Source organism: Synechococcus sp. R55.7, from assembly GCF_047461955.1.
Classification (GTDB): Bacteria; Cyanobacteriota; Cyanobacteriia; order Thermostichales; family Thermostichaceae; genus Thermostichus.
This window is the reverse complement of the sequence record NZ_JANSIC010000350.1, coordinates 1-1336: the sequence shown is the minus strand read 5'-3', so window position 1 is coordinate 1336 and position 1336 is coordinate 1. Positions and strand designations below refer to the sequence as shown.

Annotated in this window: 1 protein-coding gene; it reads left to right on the top strand. The window is 59.1% G+C overall.

Annotated features, from left to right (window positions below; all coding sequences use genetic code 11):
* Nucleotides 1-242: 242 nt before the first annotated feature.
* On the top strand, nucleotides 243-1295 hold the full coding sequence (locus tag NW820_RS12405) for a CsgG/HfaB family protein (RefSeq protein ID WP_011432168.1): 1053 nt from the start codon (nucleotides 243-245) through the stop codon (nucleotides 1293-1295).
* Nucleotides 1296-1336 lie beyond the last annotated feature (41 nt).

Below are 1336 nucleotides of genomic sequence, written 5' to 3'. Positions count from 1 at the left end.
CAGAGAGCGAGTACCTTTGCTCAACAGGGTTGAGATTTGTCAACTCTTCTATACAAACCTTCTCAATCCCTTTTTTCAACAACCTTGTAGTCGGTAGAGTGTAGGGCATCTTCTGGGAACAGGCGACGTCAGGATCCTTAGCCCTTAGCTGCCAGGTGATACCGGTCACCGCCCTGAAGCTCTTTTGGGTGCAAGCTGAGAGTAACTGTGGCCACTTCCCAGATCTAGGAGATCGTTTAACCATGCGCAACCTCTCTTCCGTTTTGCTGTTCGGGATCCCTTTGGTAAGCCTAGGCTGGACAGGGATCCCGGTGGTGGCCCAATCCGCCAATCCAGCCCTCTGCCAGCAATTTCCCCAAGACATTCGCTGCACCCTCTCTGCCCCCAGACAGGTGGGACAAGCGCCGCAACCCACATCCCGTCCTCGGATTGCAGTCTTGGACTTTGATTTCAGCAGCCTCAGCAATCCCTACAGCTTCCGCGAGGCTTCTCGGGGGGTGAGCGACCTGTTGGTGGATCGGCTGGTGAGAGATGGCACCTTTTCCGTCATCGAGCGCTCGCGGCTGGACGCGATCTTGGCCGAGCAGAACCTGGGTCTATCCGGTCGACTGGATGCCAACACCGCTGCTCAGGTAGGCCGGATCCTAGGGGTCGATGCGGTGATCCTCGGCAGTGTGACCCAGTTTGATGTGTCTGTGCGCCGTTCTGGGGGTGGGGCACCGGTCTTAACTCCCTTCGGCAGCTTCCCGCTGGCGGTGGGCGCTGAGTCAGTGGATGCCGATGCCAACGTGCAGCTGAATGCCCGCTTGGTGAGCACCAGTACTGCCGAGATCTTGGCCGTGGTCGAGGGCAAAGGCAACGCCAGCCAGTCGGATAGCACGGTCACGGTTGCCGGCTTTGGCGGGGGATCCGCCACCAGCAACGAAGAGAAGCTGTTGGTATTGGCAAGCCAACAAGCGGTGGAGCAAATTGCCCAGCAGTTGGCCGGTTTTGCCGGGCGCTTGGCAGCTCAGCCTCGCTCTCTGCCAACGGTTGACGCCTTGGTGGCGGATGTCTACGGCAACCAGGTGATCCTGAACAAGGGCAGCCGCGATGGCTATCGGGTGGGATTGATTCTTTCTGTGGAGCGCGTCGTCCGCGAGGTGAAGGATCCGGCCACGGGGACAGTCTTGCGCAAATTGACTGAGCCAGCCGGACAGGTCCAACTGACGGAGGTGGATGACAGCTCCAGTGTGGGACGCATTCTCAGCGGGGCAGGCTTCAAGGTTGGGGATGTGGCCAAGCCTGTCCAATGAGCTTTCCCAAGCCCTATCCTCAGGATCCCTCGATGGGAGCA

Bases quoted from the DNA above. Each gene is read 5' to 3' on its own strand.
- NW820_RS12405 (WP_011432168.1), top strand. From the start codon at position 243: ATGCGCAACCTCTCTTCCGTTTTGCTGTTCGGGATCCCTTTGGTAAGC.